Annotated in this window: 16 protein-coding genes; 14 read left to right on the forward strand and 2 right to left on the reverse strand. The window is 66.9% G+C overall.

Going from position 1 to position 13,504, the window contains the following annotated elements; all coding sequences use genetic code 11:
- Positions 1-98: 98 nt before the first annotated feature.
- Entirely contained in the window at positions 99-707 is a 609-nt protein-coding gene (locus WJ35_RS15935; RefSeq protein ID WP_011880143.1) for a hypothetical protein, read from the reverse strand.
- A 43-nt stretch (positions 708-750) separates the two neighbouring features.
- On the reverse strand, positions 751-1,170 hold the full coding sequence (locus tag WJ35_RS15940; protein ID WP_045579671.1) for a group II truncated hemoglobin: 420 nt from the start codon (positions 1,168-1,170) through the stop codon (positions 751-753).
- Between the two features lie 373 nt (positions 1,171-1,543).
- Between WJ35_RS15940 and nifH the strand changes: the two genes are divergently transcribed.
- The 14 genes from nifH (at position 1,544) to WJ35_RS16010 (ending at position 13,225) form a co-directional block, all read left to right on the forward strand.
- Positions 1,544-2,425, forward strand: a complete 882-nt coding sequence (gene nifH, locus WJ35_RS15945) for a nitrogenase iron protein (protein WP_011880146.1) — start codon at positions 1,544-1,546, stop codon at positions 2,423-2,425.
- Between the two features lie 82 nt (positions 2,426-2,507).
- The gene (gene nifD / locus WJ35_RS15950) at positions 2,508-3,971 is read left to right on the forward strand and encodes a nitrogenase molybdenum-iron protein alpha chain (protein ID WP_069239502.1); all 1,464 of its coding nucleotides are present in this window, start codon (positions 2,508-2,510) and stop codon (positions 3,969-3,971) included.
- A 78-nt stretch (positions 3,972-4,049) separates the two neighbouring features.
- Positions 4,050-5,609 carry a nitrogenase molybdenum-iron protein subunit beta gene (nifK, locus tag WJ35_RS15955; RefSeq protein WP_011880148.1) on the forward strand — a complete coding sequence of 520 codons (1,560 nt, stop codon included), beginning with the start codon at positions 4,050-4,052 and terminating at the stop codon, positions 5,607-5,609.
- A gap of 13 nt (positions 5,610-5,622) precedes the next feature.
- The gene (locus WJ35_RS15960) at positions 5,623-5,943 is read left to right on the forward strand and encodes a hypothetical protein (RefSeq protein WP_011880149.1); all 321 of its coding nucleotides are present in this window, start codon (positions 5,623-5,625) and stop codon (positions 5,941-5,943) included.
- A gap of 268 nt (positions 5,944-6,211) precedes the next feature.
- Complete coding sequence (locus WJ35_RS15965) at positions 6,212-6,691, forward strand: hypothetical protein (protein WP_059475465.1); 480 nt, start codon at positions 6,212-6,214, stop codon at positions 6,689-6,691.
- A gap of 306 nt (positions 6,692-6,997) precedes the next feature.
- Positions 6,998-8,491 carry a nitrogenase iron-molybdenum cofactor biosynthesis protein NifE gene (gene nifE, locus WJ35_RS15970; protein ID WP_045579672.1) on the forward strand — a complete coding sequence of 498 codons (1,494 nt, stop codon included), beginning with the start codon at positions 6,998-7,000 and terminating at the stop codon, positions 8,489-8,491.
- Between the two features lie 20 nt (positions 8,492-8,511).
- Positions 8,512-9,924 carry a nitrogenase iron-molybdenum cofactor biosynthesis protein NifN gene (nifN, locus tag WJ35_RS15975; protein ID WP_011880152.1) on the forward strand — a complete coding sequence of 471 codons (1,413 nt, stop codon included), beginning with the start codon at positions 8,512-8,514 and terminating at the stop codon, positions 9,922-9,924.
- Positions 9,921-10,337, forward strand: a complete 417-nt coding sequence (gene nifX, locus WJ35_RS15980; RefSeq protein ID WP_011880153.1) for a nitrogen fixation protein NifX — start codon at positions 9,921-9,923, stop codon at positions 10,335-10,337. The genes nifN and nifX overlap by 4 nt, the downstream gene beginning before the upstream one ends.
- Positions 10,330-10,821 carry a NifX-associated nitrogen fixation protein gene (locus tag WJ35_RS15985; RefSeq protein WP_014725872.1) on the forward strand — a complete coding sequence of 164 codons (492 nt, stop codon included), beginning with the start codon at positions 10,330-10,332 and terminating at the stop codon, positions 10,819-10,821. Before nifX ends, WJ35_RS15985 begins: the two co-directional genes overlap by 8 nt.
- Before the next feature lie 23 nt (positions 10,822-10,844).
- Positions 10,845-11,036 (forward strand): CCE_0567 family metalloprotein, encoded by a 192-nt coding sequence (locus WJ35_RS15990; RefSeq protein WP_011880155.1) that lies wholly within the window; start codon positions 10,845-10,847, stop codon positions 11,034-11,036.
- A 16-nt stretch (positions 11,037-11,052) separates the two neighbouring features.
- Positions 11,053-11,361 carry a ferredoxin III, nif-specific gene (gene fdxB, locus WJ35_RS15995; protein ID WP_011880156.1) on the forward strand — a complete coding sequence of 103 codons (309 nt, stop codon included), beginning with the start codon at positions 11,053-11,055 and terminating at the stop codon, positions 11,359-11,361.
- A 14-nt stretch (positions 11,362-11,375) separates the two neighbouring features.
- Positions 11,376-11,963, forward strand: a complete 588-nt coding sequence (locus tag WJ35_RS16000) for a nitrogen fixation protein NifQ (RefSeq protein ID WP_011880157.1) — start codon at positions 11,376-11,378, stop codon at positions 11,961-11,963.
- A gap of 99 nt (positions 11,964-12,062) precedes the next feature.
- Positions 12,063-12,680: a hypothetical protein gene (locus WJ35_RS16005; RefSeq protein ID WP_011880158.1), complete on the forward strand. Its 618-nt coding sequence runs from the start codon at positions 12,063-12,065 to the stop codon at positions 12,678-12,680.
- Between the two features lie 2 nt (positions 12,681-12,682).
- A complete protein-coding gene (locus tag WJ35_RS16010) occupies positions 12,683-13,225 on the forward strand; it encodes a DUF2325 domain-containing protein (protein ID WP_045579677.1) in 543 nt (180 codons plus the stop codon).
- The last annotated feature ends 279 nt before the right edge of the window (positions 13,226-13,504 follow it).

The raw sequence follows: 13,504 nt of genomic DNA on the forward strand, positions 1-13,504 counted from the left end.
CCGCGGGCGCCGGTGCCGGCGCGCGGGAAACGCCGGGCCGCCCCACGTTGCTCAGGCCCGCTCGTGCGCGTGGCGAGAAGCGACAGCTTCGCGGCCGCTCATACGGGCCGGTTCTCGTTCGGGTTGCGCACCGGACCCATCAGTTCGAGCCCTTCCTCGTACGTGATCGTGTCGAACGTGACGTCGAACTTGAGCGCCGCGTCGGCGACGGCGTCGAGCTTGCCCGCGGTGTCCTTCTTCTTCAGCTCGCTCTTCTCGAGATAGAGCAGCTCGAGCATCTCGTTGTAGACGGTGCTCTCCAGAATCGGCAGCACGTAGAACATCGCGCCCTTGTACGGCACCTGGTAGCGCTTGCTCAGGTCGATGTTGTCGCAGAACAGGAAGTACTTGCCGCCGGCGCTCAACGTGTCGCCGAGCACCTCGGCGACGTCCTTCAGATATTCGAAGCTCAGCAGGAAGCCCGCGAAGAACGGCAGGTGCGGCTCACCGAAGGTCGCGACGGCCATCACCTGATCGCAGGTCAGCTCGGGCGGGCGCGCTTCGTCGGCGAGCTTGGCCGCGAAACGCAGCGCGAGTTCGCCGCGGAATCCGACCCGCCCGAAGGTATTCGTGAGCCCCTTCAGCACGGGGTTGAGCAGACGGCCTTCGGCTTCGAGCCGCGCGAACGCGGTGTCGTCGAGCGTGGTGCGGGTGAGCGCTTCGGTCATGATGAAAAATCCTCGGTGTCGTCGTCAAAGGTGAGGGCGAACGTCATCGCCCGGTGTTGCGCAACCAGTCGGCCAGCTTGAAGAGCGCCTGCATCAGTTCGTCCCGCAGTGCCGGCTCGACGCCGCATTCGTCGAGCGCCGCGCGCATGCAGGCGAGCCACGCGTCGCGCTCGGCCATGCCGATCGCGAACGCGCGATGCCGCATCCGCAGACGCGGGTGCCCGCGCTGCGCCGAATAGTGACGCGGGCCGCCGAGCCACTCGCACAGATAGGTGACGAGCACCGTCTTCACCGGGCCGAGATCCGCGCCGTGCATCGCGCGGATGCCGGCGGCGTCGGGCCGCGTGTCCATCTGGCGATAGAACGCATCGACGATGCGCGCGAGCGCGGCTGCGCCGCCGAGACGATCCAAAGGCGACGGCGCCGCGTGAAGCGAATGAGCGGAATGGGCGGGCGTGTTCATGAAGCCGCTTGGTGCAACAACCGTACCAGGCGAGATGCGCCGGGCCGCAGCGGACGAAGCGGACAAAACCACGCCTGGATGCGCGACAACTGCGTGTCGTTTGCGACGCTGCGCGCGGCGTTTGTCGGGAATCCGACACGACGAAGGAAGCCGGCGCCGACCTCGCGCCGCGCGCAGCCGGCCCGTCGCGACGGGCGTTGCAACGAATGTCGTGCGGGTTGGCACGGAAGCTGCAATTGCTGGGCTGCGGACAACTCCTGGCCGATGCGCGGTGCGACAGAAGAAGACCAAAGGCGATACGGACACGGCAGGCTGACATGGTCGCGATTTCGCAACCCTGGTTTCAACCTCTTTTCTCAATGTGGAGCACGCAATGTCTCAACTTCGGCAAATCGCCTTCTATGGCAAAGGCGGCATCGGCAAATCGACCACGTCGCAGAACACGCTCGCGGCGCTGACCGATCTGGGCCAGAAGATCCTGATCGTCGGCTGCGACCCGAAGGCCGACTCGACGCGCCTGATCCTGCACGCGAAGGCGCAGGACACGATCCTGTCGCTCGCGGCGGAGGCCGGCTCGGTCGAGGATCTCGAGCTCGAGGACGTGATGAAGATCGGCTACAAGGACATTCGCTGCGTCGAGTCGGGCGGCCCGGAGCCGGGCGTCGGCTGCGCGGGGCGCGGCGTCATCACGTCGATCAACTTTCTCGAGGAGAACGGCGCGTATGACGGCGTCGACTACGTGTCGTACGACGTGCTCGGCGACGTGGTGTGCGGCGGTTTCGCGATGCCGATTCGCGAGAACAAGGCACAGGAGATCTACATCGTGATGTCGGGCGAGATGATGGCGATGTACGCGGCCAACAACATCTCGAAGGGCATCCTGAAGTACGCCAACAGCGGCGGCGTGCGCCTCGGCGGCCTCGTCTGCAACGAGCGTCAGACCGACAAGGAGCTCGAGCTCGCCGAAGCGCTGGCGGGCATGCTCGGCACCCGGCTGATCCACTTCGTGCCGCGCGACAACATCGTGCAGCACGCGGAGCTGCGCCGCATGACGGTGATCGAGTTCGCGCCGGATTCGAAGCAGGCGAACGAGTATCGCCAGCTCGCCAACAAGATTCACAACAACGCGGGCAACGGCACGATCCCGACGCCGATCACGATGGACCAGCTCGAAGATCTGCTGATGGAGCACGGGATCATGAGCGCGATCGACGAGTCGCAGGTCGGCAAGACCGCGTCGGAACTGACCGCCTAACGCGCGTCGCGCGACATGCCCCGCCGCGCGGCGCGCGCGGCGGGGCGGGCAGTGGAGAACGACCTCACATATGGAGCATGCTATGACCGCCACGGTTGAAGAGCGCAAGGCCGCGAACAAGGCCCTGATCGACGAAGTGCTGAAGGCCTATCCGGAGAAGATGGCCAAGCGGCGCGCCAAGCATTTGGGTACCTTCGAGGAGGGCAAGCCCGACTGTGGCGTGAAATCCAACATCAAGTCGCTGCCCGGCGTGATGACGATCCGCGGCTGCGCGTATGCGGGCTCGAAGGGCGTCGTCTGGGGGCCGATCAAGGACATGATCCACATCAGCCACGGTCCGGTCGGCTGCGGCCAATACTCGTGGGCGGCGCGCCGCAACTACTACATCGGCACCACCGGCATCGACACGTTCGTCACGATGCAGTTCACGTCCGACTTCCAGGAGAAGGACATCGTGTTCGGCGGCGACAAGAAGCTCGACAAGATCATCGACGAGATCCAGCAGCTGTTTCCGCTGAACAAGGGCATCTCGATCCAGAGCGAATGCCCGATCGGCCTGATCGGCGACGACATCGAGGCGGTGTCGAAGAAGAAGGCGACCGAATACGCCGGTCACACGATCGTGCCGGTGCGCTGCGAAGGCTTTCGCGGCGTGTCGCAATCGCTCGGCCACCACCTCGCGAACGACGCGATCCGCGACTGGGTGTTCGACAAGACCGATCCCGACAAGCGCCCCGCGTTCGAATCGACGCCGTACGACGTCGCGATCATCGGCGACTACAACATCGGCGGCGACGCATGGTCGAGCCGCATCCTGCTCGAGGAAATCGGGCTGCGCGTGATCGCGCAGTGGTCGGGCGACGGCACGATCGCCGAGCTGGAGAACACGCCGAAGGCGAAGCTCAACGTGCTGCACTGCTACCGCTCGATGAACTACATCAGCCGGCACATGGAGGAGAAGTACGGGATTCCGTGGGTCGAGTACAACTTCTTCGGCCCGACGATGATCGAGAAGAGCCTGCGCGAGATCGCGAGCCACTTCGACGACACGATCAAGGCGAACGCCGAGAAGGTGATCGCGAAGTACCGCCCGCTGATGGACGCCGTGATCGCACGGTACAAGCCGCGGCTGCAGGGCAAGAAGGTGATGCTGTTCGTCGGCGGCCTGCGTCCGCGCCACGTGATCGGCGCATACGAGGATCTCCGGATGGAGGTGGTCGGCACCGGCTACGAGTTCGGCCACAACGACGACTACCAGCGCACGACGCACTACGTGAAGGACGGCACGCTGATCTACGACGACGTGACGGGCTACGAGTTCGAGAAGTTCGTCGAGCAGGTGCAGCCGGACCTCGTCGGCTCCGGGATCAAGGAAAAGTACGTGTTCCAGAAGATGGGCGTGCCGTTCCGGCAGATGCACAGCTGGGACTACTCGGGCCCGTACCACGGCTACGACGGCTTCGCGATCTTCGCGCGCGACATGGACATGGCGATTTCGAGCCCGGTCTGGAGCCTCGCGAAGGCGCCGTGGAAGAAGGCCGCCTGACCCACGCCCGCCGACGCTCGCTGCAGACCGCCGGCACCGCGCCCACCGCCCATTTGACGACTGAATCAGGAGTACGTGATGCCACAATCCGCCGACAAGATCCTCGATCACGAGTTGCTGTTCCGCGAACCCGAGTATCAGGAGATTTTCCGCACGAAGAAGGAGCAATTCGAGTTCAACCATCCCGACGAGGCGGTCAAGCAGATCGTCGAGTGGACCAAGACCGAGGACTACAAGCAAAAGAACTTCGCGCGCGATTCGCTGACGGTGAATCCCGCCAAGGCGTGCCAGCCGCTCGGCGCGGTGTACGTCGCGAACGGCTTTCACAAGACGCTGTCGTTCGTGCACGGCTCGCAGGGCTGCGTCGCGTATTACCGTTCGCACTTCTCGCGCCACTTCAAGGAGCCGACCTCGTGCGTCAGCTCGTCGATGACCGAGGATGCGGCGGTGTTCGGCGGCCTGAACAACATGATCGACGGCCTCGCGAACGCATACAACCTCTACAAGCCCGAGATGATCGCGGTGTCGACCACCTGCATGGCCGAGGTGATCGGCGACGATCTCGACGCGTTCATCAAGAACAGCAAGCAGAAGGGCAGCGTGCCGGAAGACTACGACGTGCCGTTCGCCCATACGCCGGCGTTCGTCGGCAGCCACGTCACCGGTTACGACAATTCGCTGCTCGGCATCCTCAAGCACTTCTGGGACGGCAAGGCCGGCAGCGCGGCGCCGCTCGTGCGCGTGCCCGACGACAGCGTGAACTTCATCGGCGGCTTCGACGGCTTCGTCGTCGGCAACATGGCCGAAATTCGCCGGATCTTCGCGCTGTTCGACGTGAAGGTCAACGTGATCTGCGATCCGTCCGAGACCTGGAACACGCCGACCGACGGCGAGTTCCGCATGTACGAGGGCGGCACGACGAAGGAGGAGGTCGAACGCGCGCTGCACGCGAAGGCGACCTTCGTGTTCCAGGAGTACTGCTGCGAGAAGACCAGCAAGTTCATCGCCGAGCACGGCCAGGAAGTCGTCGTGCTGAACGCGCCGGTCGGCGTGGCGGGCACCGATCATTTCCTGATGGAAATCTCGCGCGTCACCGGCAAGCCGATCCCGGCGGAACTCGAGAAGGAGCGCGGCCAGCTGGTCGACGCGATGGCCGACAGCCAGGCGCACCTGCACGGCAAGCGCTACGCGTTGTACGGCGATCCGGACCAGATGCTCGGCTATACGCAGTTCCTGCTCGAACTCGGCGCGGAGCCCGCGCACGTGCTCGCGACCAACGGCAACGAGGCATGGGCGGCGAAGGTGCAGGCGATGTTCGACGCGTCGCCGTACGGCGCGGGCTGCAAGGTGTATCCGAAGCGCGACCTGTGGCACATGCGCTCGCTGCTGTTCACGGAGCCCGTGGATTTCCTGATCGGCAACACCTACGGCAAGTATCTCGAGCGCGACACGAAGACGCCGCTCGTGCGCATGGTGTTCCCGATCTTCGATCGCCACCACTACCACCGCTATCCGACCTGGGGCTACGCGGGCGCGCTGCGCACGCTGATCATGTTGCTGGACGAATTCTTCGAAGCGCTCGACGCGAACACGATGGTGCCGTCGAAGACCGACTACAGCTACGACATCATCCGTTGACACGGAGGCGGCGATGACGGAACGGGTACTCGTCAAGACGACGCAGGACGGCCGCAAGGTCGAGGTGATCGACGGCTGGGTCTGCCTCGCAGGCGTGCGCGAGACCGATCATCTGGTGCCGTTGGGCGAGCATCCGAACCGCCAGGCGATCGCGCGCACGGTGCGCGGCGCCACGCACGTGGCGGGGCGCCTGCCGCTCACGCACGACGAGGCCGCGATCGCGCAGGGCGCGCTGTCGGCCGCGCAGCGTGCGTTCGACGCGAGCCCGCAAGGGATCGCGCAGCGCATCCGGAAGGCCGTATGGGCGAAGACGGCAGCGGAGGGCGTCGAATGAGCGCCGGCCGTTGCGATGCGGCGGCGTTACGACGTGGCGTCGCTCGGTCGCGGCGCGGTCGGTCGGTCGGTCCAACAGGGTTTTACCTCGCGAAATTTGGCCCGCCGCCGGTATGGGGCGGCTTTTTTTCGGCGCGGCGAGCGAGCGGCGCGCGTGACGAGGATTCGACGGCGTGCGCCGCGGCAGCGATCGGCCATCGCCGGGCCGCGATGCACGGCCCGACGCATGCGCCGTGGCCGCAGCGGCCGGATGGCACCAGGAGGACGCGGTGATCTACGTGCTTGAACTGCCGGAAGCCGGCGCGCCGAACGCATGGTTCGCGTATGACGACGCCGATTTTGCGCGCAAGGTGGCGGCGTCCGACCCGCTCGCACGCGACGAAATCCACGACACGCTGACGGTGCGCGAGCTGCTCGCATTCGACGGCGCCGAACCCGACGCGGCGCTGCGCGCCGCGTATCCGGCGCTGTGCTCGCTCGGCGACGCCTATGGCTGGGACGCGATGCTCTACCGGGCCGACTACGTGCTCGGTCGCGGCGTCTGCGGCAACCAGCCGGTCACGCTGCGCGACGCGGCGGCGGCCGCGCTCGCCGCACGCGGCGCAGCCATCGTGTACTGGACCGACGACGACGCGCTCGCCGCGTTCGAAGGCGGCGATCCGCGCGTTGCCGGCGAGCGAAACTGGCGGGCGAGGCGGGCGCTGTACGAGCAGCTCGTCGCGCTCGACGTACTGGCCGACGACAACTGACGGGCGGCGCAAGGACATGAAGAAACGGCGAACCGAACGAACCCCGGCCGATGCGTCGGCGAACGCTTTCGCGACCGGATGCGGGAACGAGCGATCGCCCGCTCGCACCGGCGCTGCGCCTTACAGCGTTCGCCGCTCGAGCGCGACTCGCGCGTTGTCGGGTTCCGTTCAAAACCGTCCAAAGCGCGTCCGAATCCCGACAACGCGCGCGCCCCGTCAGACCGCATCGAACGGTGTTCATGGGGCCGAGCCGCATGGTATGGAATTTGCGGATATCCCGTTGCACGAACCTGAGAGGAACCCGTCATGTCCGCATCGCTGAAAGCCAAGATTGCCGAAGTGTTCGACGAACCGGGTTGCGACAAGAACCAGGACAAGAGCGAGAAGGCACGCAAGAAGGGCTGCACGAAGCAGCTTTCGCCCGGCGCGGCGGCCGGCGGCTGCGCGTTCGACGGCGCGAAGATCGCGCTGCAGCCGATCGTCGACGTCGCGCATCTCGTGCACGGCCCGATCGCGTGCGAAGGCAACTCGTGGGACAACCGGCACTCGGCATCGTCGGGCTCGCAGTTGTACCGCACCGGCTTCACGACCGACATCAACGAGCTCGATGTCGTCTACGGCGGCGAGAAGCGGCTGTTCCGAAGCGTGCGCGAAATCATCGAGAAGTACGATCCGCCCGCCGTGTTCGTCTACCAGACCTGCGTGACCGCGCTGATCGGCGACGACATCGAGGCCGTCTGCAAGCGCGCCACCGAGAAGTTCGGCAAGCCGGTGATTCCGGTCAACTCGCCCGGCTTCGCGGGGCCGAAGAACCTCGGCAACAAGCTCGGCGGCGAGGCGCTGCTCGACTACGTGATCGGCACGCGCGAGCCCGACTACACGACGCCCTACGACATCAACATCATCGGCGAATACAACCTGTCCGGCGAGCTGTGGCAGGTCAGGCCGCTGCTCGATGCGCTCGGCGTGCGCATCCTGTCGTGCATCTCCGGCGACGGCCGCTACGACGCGGTGGCGAGCGCGCATCGCGCGAAGGTCAACATGATGGTGTGCTCGAAGTCGATGATCAACATCGCGACGCGGATGCAGCAGCGCTACGGGATTCCGTATTTCGAGGGCTCGTTCTACGGGATCGGCGACATGAGCGACACGCTGCGGCAGATCGCGACGCTGCTCGTGCGGCAGGGCGCGCCGGACGACCTCGTCGAGCGCGCCGAGCGTCTGATCGCGAGCGAGGAAGCGCGCGCGTGGGCGCGCATCGCGCACTACAGGAAGCGCCTCGCCGGCAAGCGCGTGCTCCTGATCACGGGCGGCGTGAAGTCGTGGTCGGTGGTCGCCGCGCTGCAGGAGGCGGGGCTCGAGATCGTCGGCACCAGCGTCAAGAAGAGCACGAAGGAAGACAAGGAGAAGATCAAGGAGATCATGGGCGACGACGCGCACATGATCGACGACATGACGCCGCGCGAGATGTACGCGATGCTGCGCGACGCGAAGGCCGACATCATGCTGTCGGGCGGGCGCTCGCAGTTCGTCGCGTTGAAGGCCCGCATGCCGTGGCTCGACATCAACCAGGAGCGCCACCATCCGTACGGCGGCTACGAAGGGATGGTCGAGCTCGTGCACGAGATCGATCGCGCGATCTTCAACCCGGTGTGGCAGCAGGTGCGGATCCCCGCGCCGTGGGGCGACGACGGCGAGACGCTCGGCGCGGTGCGCGCCGCTGCCGCGGCCGCATCGGCACCGATTCCGCATGGCGTGCATGCGTGGGCGATGGGGCTCGAACCGGGCGTCGTCGCCTGAGCGGGCCGGGGAGAGCTGCGATGGCGGAAGTCGTCGATTCGAAAAAGGCTTGCGCGGTCAATCCGCTCAAGATGAGCCAGCCGCTCGGGGCGAGCTATGCGTTCATGGGCCTCGACGCGTGCATGCCGGTGATGCACGGCTCGCAGGGCTGCACGTCGTTCGGCCTGGTGCTGCTCGTGCGTCACTTCAAGGAGGCGATCCCGCTGCAGACGACCGCGATGAACGAGGTCACCACGATCCTCGGCGGCTACGAGAACATCGAGACGGCGCTGCTGAACATCCGCAAGCGCGCGGCGCCGAAGATCATCGCGATCTGCTCGACGGGGCTCACCGAAACCAAGGGCGACGACGTCGAAGGCTATCTGCGGACCGTACGCACGCGCAAGCCGGAGCTCGACGATACGGAGATCGTCTACGTGTCGACGCCCGACTACGTCGGCGGCTTCGAGGACGGCTACCGGCTTGCGGTCGCCGCGATCGTGCGCGCGCTCGTGAAGCCGCTGCCGGCGAACGCGCGGCAGGTCACGCTGCTGCCGGGCAGCCACCTGTCGCCGGCCGACATCGACGAGCTGCGCGAGATCGTCGCGGCGTTCGGGCTCGACGCGATCGTGCTGCCGGACCTGTCCGGCTCGCTCGACGGCCACATCGCGCCGGACTGGCGCGGCACGACGCTCGGCGGCACGACGCTCGAGCAGATCCGGGCGGCGGGCGCGTCCGCGTTCACGATCGGCGTCGGCGAGCAGACGCGCATGGCGGCCGAGACGCTCCATGCGCTGACCGGCGCGCCGTTCGAGATCTTCGAACGGCTCACCGGGCTCGAGCCGAACGACCGGCTGCTCGTGCGGCTCGCGCAGCTCGCCGGGCGGCCGGTGCCGGACAAGTATCGGCGGCAACGCAGCCAGTTGCTCGACGCGATGCTCGACGGCCACTTCTACACGGGCGGGATCAAGGTCGCGCTCGGTGCGGAGCCGGACCTGCTGCTCGCGCTCGGCTGCCTGCTGCACGAGATGGGCGCGGAGCTGCGCTGCTGCGTCAGCACGACCGCGTCGGCCGCGCACGCGCTGCTGCCCGCGCCACACGTGCTGCTCGGCGATCTCGAGGACCTGGAGCAGCGTGCGGCGGATTGCGATCTGCTGATCACGCACTCGCACGGCCGGCAGATGGCCGAGCGGCTCGGCAAGCCGCTGATGCGCGTCGGCTTCCCGGTGTTCGACCGGATCGGTAACGCGCACCGCTGCCAGGTCGGCTATCGCGGCACCATGAACCTGATCTTCGAGATCGCGAACCTGATGATCGAGCGGATTGCGCATCACGGCCCGGGCGACTGGCCGCTGCCGCCGCACGCGGTCGATCTCGCGGCGCGCGATCCCGCGCGCACATTGGACATTCCGATCGTCGCCCAACCGATATTCGACCAGGAGCACACCGCATGAAGATCGCCTTCGCGACCCAGGACAAAGAGCACGTCGACGCGCATTTCGGCTGGGCGAAAAGCATCGTCACGTACGACGTGCGGCCGGACGGGCACACCTTCGTCGAATCGTTCGAGTTCGGCGGCAAGCTCGAGGAGGACGGCGACGAGGACAAGCTCGCGCCGAAGCTCGACGCGATCAGGGACTGCGCGATCCTGTACGTTGCCGCGATCGGCGGCTCGGGCGCGGCGCGCGTCGTCGCACTGAAGATCCATCCGATCAAGGTGCCGCAGCCCGAACCGATCGGCGAGATCCTGGTGAAGCTGCAGGAGGTGCTCAACGGCACGCCGCCGCCATGGCTGCGCAAGGCGCTCGCGAAGGACGGCGGGCGCACATTCGATTTCGACGAAGACGACGAGGTATCACATGGCTGACGCCACCATCGACACGACGCCCGACGCGGCCGCGGACGAAGCGCTGCTCGCGACGCCGTTCGTGCAGCAGCTGATCAAGCAGCTGCGTGCACAGGACCTGCACGGCACCTGGGAGAACCGCAGCGACCTGCAACTGCTGAAGCCGTTCATTCTGAGCGCGGACGAGCGGCGCGCGATTCCGATCATCGGCGACCCCGATCCGGAGACACTGTGGCGGCTCGAGCTGTTCTACGCGGCGGTTGCAGTCGCGATCGAACGCGAGACGCGCCAGATGGTGTCGCCGATGATGAAGATGAGCCACGAGGGCTTCGGCCGGATGGTGCTGATCGCGGGGCGGCTCGTGGTCGTCAACAAGCAATTGCGCGACGTGCACCGCTTCGGCTTTCCGTCTCTGGAGAAGCTCGCGGCGGCGGGCGGCAAGTTCCTCGACGACGCGATCGAAATGATTCGCGCGTACCCGGCCGTCGCGCAGTACGGCGCGTGAGCGGCGCAACGCGGAGAAAATCGATGACCAACCAAGCCGACGAACTGAAAGCGCGCCTGAAGAAGCTCAATGCCCAGGCGACGCAGGCGAAGATGGATCTGCACGACCTGTCCGAGGAACTGCCGACCAACTGGGAGCAGATTCTCGCCGTCGCGCAGCGCTGTCACGACGCGCATGCCGCATTGATGGAAGCGCGCAAGGCGAGCGCCGCGTGACGCGAGGCACTCGACCATGAGCGAAACCTTCAACGTGAAACTGCCGAGCGGGGAGACTTGGACGCCGACGTTCGTGTCCACGCTCGACGAGGCCAAATGCATCGGCTGCGGCCGCTGCTTCAAGGTGTGTCCGCGCGGCGTGCTCGAGCTGGTCGGCGTCGACGAGGACGGCGAGCACGTCGCGCTCGACAGCGACAGCGACGATGACGACGAGTACGAGAAGAAGGTGATGACGATCGCGCACCGGCAGCTGTGCATCGGCTGCACCGCGTGCGCGAAGATCTGCCCGAAGAAGTGCTATACGCACGCGGCGGCGCAGGTTTGACGGGGCGAGCGGCGATGGACGTGCGCGCGATCCTGATGCGTTGTGCGCTCGACGCGCAGGATCCGACCGTGCTCGCGTTCGTCGGCCCGCTCGCGGTGGCGTTTGCACGCGGCGAGGCCGACGCCGCGACGACCGCTGGGCTCGACTCGACCGATACGAGTCGCGTGCTGGATCGCTGGTTTCCGGGCGCACGGGCCGCACTCGCGGCGTGCGCCGAGTCGCCCGGCGCTGCGCTGCCGCCGATGCACACGCAACCGCACACGCCGCGTGACGACGAGTTCGACGATCTGGTCGCGCTCTTCGTCGCGCACGCCGACTCCGATGCGGGCACGCGCGACGAAGCGCGCTGCGTCGCCCACGTGCTGGCGGCCGCCTGCGCGGGCGACAACCATTTGTGGCAGGACTTGCTGCTGCCGTCGCGCCGCGAGCTGTCCGCGCTGATCGGGCGGTGGTTTCCACGGCTCGCCGCGAAGAACACGCGCGACATGAAGTGGAAGAAGTTCTTTTACAAGCAGCTGTGCGAGCGCGAAGGACTGTTCGTCTGCAAGGCGCCGAGCTGCGGCGCGTGCGCCGATTACGCGCACTGCTTCGGACCGGAATAGCGGCGTTTCGCGCGACGTGGCGCGGAACCTGCTTCGTTTCGGACATCGTTATGTAGCGCGATATATAACCGACAAACCGAACAGGGAGCCGACACGCTCATGAACCCGAACCCGGGGGCTACGCCCCGCGCACGCTGGACGCCGTGTACGCGCGCCTGCTATCGGACGCTGCAATGGCCGGCCGCGCCTTTTCCACACGAGCGGCGCGACGCCGTCGGGCCGACCGTATGCCCGACGCTGCCCGCTCCGCCGCACCGGCTGCTCGCGATCTGCACGGAAGCGGGCCTGCGCGATCTGGTGGCGTGCCACATGGCGCGCTTGAAGACGACGCCGCTCTTCGCACGTGCCGGCGACTGCTTCGATTGCATCGTCGAGCGCGTCGCGGACTTCGTCGTCGAATCGTGCGGCGGCCCGCTGTATTTCAGTCAGCGTCACGCGCGTCTGCAGGCGGGCGCCGGGCTGCCGCTGCTGCTCGACGAGGAGGGGCGGGAGCTGTGGCTCGTGCATTTGTGGCATGCATTCGACGACGTCGGCTTGCCGAGCGCGTTGCGCGCGGATTTCTGGCGCTGGGCGGAACCGTTGTCGGTGCAACTGCTCGCCCCGCATGCGCGGCACGACCGACTGACCCGCTATTCGTACGACACCGTGCAAAGCTGGTTCGCGATGCCGCCTGCGCAGCCCGACCCGCCGGGCCGGGATCGTACCGGCGCGCGCTGATCATGCCGCGGCCGGCGATGTGCGCGCTCGAGCGCAGCACGCAGCGCGCGTCGCAATCGATGCGCGAGCACGACGAAGCGCTCGCGCGTCTCGCGCGGGTACGCGCGCATGCGGCAAGCCTCGCGCGGGAACTGCAGGCGGTCGAGCAGGTCATGCTCGACGGCGACTTGCTGTCGGCGATGCTGGTCGGCCGCCGCTTCGTCTACGTCGGCGGCCGGCCTGGGAGCAACGCGGTATTGCGCGCATGGTCGAGCGCGTCGGGCGGCGAATTCGTTCATCACGTGGCGCGGATCGACGACGACGGCGGTCCGCGCGCGCAGCAGTTCGCGGCGCTGCTGCAACGCGCCGACGCGGTGCTGTGTCCGCTCGACACGATCGATCCCGACTCGCTCGCCGCGCTGCGCGCACACTGCGCGCGCCGTCGCGTGCGCTGGATCGCGCTGCGCACGTCGAGCGTCGCCAGCTTCATCGCCGGTGTGCTGAAGGCGCAGCGCATCTCGCGCGCGGCGCGTGCGGCGGCATGCGTGTGCCCGCGTCATGGCTGACACCGGCGGTGCACGGCATTCGTGTCATGTCAGGAATCGGACATGTCGGTTTCGTTACGTCGCCTCGGTGTCTTTCTCGATGTCGAGAACGCGTGCGGCGACGAGCGCCGGGTTCGGCGGCCTGCACGCTGCGCGGCGCAGATTCGCCGCCTGGTTGCATTGCTCCGCCCGCATCGGCAGCTGCTCGAGCCGGCCGCGCGTGACTTCGAACCTGCGCAGGGCGCTCGCGCATGTCGGTCGTAATTGAGTTTTTCCTGCCGGCCGACGCCTCGCGATGGA

Source organism: Burkholderia ubonensis, assembly GCF_001718695.1.
Classification (GTDB): domain Bacteria; phylum Pseudomonadota; class Gammaproteobacteria; order Burkholderiales; family Burkholderiaceae; genus Burkholderia; species Burkholderia ubonensis_B.

Excerpts from the sequence above, each read along its gene's own strand:
- WJ35_RS16005 (WP_011880158.1), top strand. The coding sequence starts at position 12,063 with ATGAACCCGAACCCGGGGGCTACGCCCCGCGCACGCTGGACGCCGTGT.
- nifX (WP_011880153.1), top strand. The coding sequence starts at position 9,921 with ATGAAGATCGCCTTCGCGACCCAGGACAAAGAGCACGTCGACGCGCAT.
- WJ35_RS15935 (WP_011880143.1), bottom strand. The coding sequence starts at position 707 with ATGACCGAAGCGCTCACCCGCACCACGCTCGACGACACCGCGTTCGCG.
- WJ35_RS15990 (WP_011880155.1), top strand. The coding sequence starts at position 10,845 with ATGACCAACCAAGCCGACGAACTGAAAGCGCGCCTGAAGAAGCTCAAT.
- nifN (WP_011880152.1), top strand. The coding sequence starts at position 8,512 with ATGGCGGAAGTCGTCGATTCGAAAAAGGCTTGCGCGGTCAATCCGCTC.
- fdxB (WP_011880156.1), top strand. The coding sequence starts at position 11,053 with ATGAGCGAAACCTTCAACGTGAAACTGCCGAGCGGGGAGACTTGGACG.
- WJ35_RS15985 (WP_014725872.1), top strand. The coding sequence starts at position 10,330 with ATGGCTGACGCCACCATCGACACGACGCCCGACGCGGCCGCGGACGAA.
- WJ35_RS16000 (WP_011880157.1), top strand. The coding sequence starts at position 11,376 with ATGGACGTGCGCGCGATCCTGATGCGTTGTGCGCTCGACGCGCAGGAT.
- nifH (WP_011880146.1), top strand. The coding sequence starts at position 1,544 with ATGTCTCAACTTCGGCAAATCGCCTTCTATGGCAAAGGCGGCATCGGC.
- nifD (WP_069239502.1), top strand. The coding sequence starts at position 2,508 with ATGACCGCCACGGTTGAAGAGCGCAAGGCCGCGAACAAGGCCCTGATC.
- nifE (WP_045579672.1), top strand. The coding sequence starts at position 6,998 with ATGTCCGCATCGCTGAAAGCCAAGATTGCCGAAGTGTTCGACGAACCG.
- WJ35_RS15940 (WP_045579671.1), bottom strand. The coding sequence starts at position 1,170 with ATGAACACGCCCGCCCATTCCGCTCATTCGCTTCACGCGGCGCCGTCG.
- WJ35_RS16010 (WP_045579677.1), top strand. The coding sequence starts at position 12,683 with ATGCCGCGGCCGGCGATGTGCGCGCTCGAGCGCAGCACGCAGCGCGCG.
- WJ35_RS15960 (WP_011880149.1), top strand. The coding sequence starts at position 5,623 with ATGACGGAACGGGTACTCGTCAAGACGACGCAGGACGGCCGCAAGGTC.
- nifK (WP_011880148.1), top strand. The coding sequence starts at position 4,050 with ATGCCACAATCCGCCGACAAGATCCTCGATCACGAGTTGCTGTTCCGC.